Source organism: Tamlana crocina (assembly GCF_012037625.1).
This window is the reverse complement of sequence record NZ_JAAVJS010000899.1, coordinates 1-279: the sequence shown is the minus strand read 5'-3', so window position 1 is coordinate 279 and position 279 is coordinate 1. Positions and strand designations below refer to the sequence as shown.

The 279-nt window shown below is 42.3% G+C and carries 1 pseudogene; it reads left to right on the top strand.

The window, feature by feature from the left end:
* Nucleotides 1-32: 32 nt before the first annotated feature.
* Nucleotides 33-279, top strand: a pseudogene (locus HC176_RS19440) (oligopeptidase B); the annotation flags it as partial.

The window sequence follows — 279 nt, the reverse complement described above, 5'->3', positions numbered from 1 at the left end:
TTAATGCTGAAAATGCCTATACTCAAAAAGTAATGGCAGATACCGAGGACTTGCAGCAAGAGCTTTACAAAGAGATCGTGGGCCGCATCAAACAAACAGATGAATCTGTTCCTTATTTTAAAAACGGCTACTGGTACTACACCCGCTATGAAGAAGGGAAAGAATATCCCATCTATGCCAGGAAAAAGGGAAGTATGGATGCCAAGGAGGAGGTTTTGATCAACGCCAATGAAAGAGCAAAAGGACACGATTATTATGCAGTAAGTGGGCTCCAGGTAA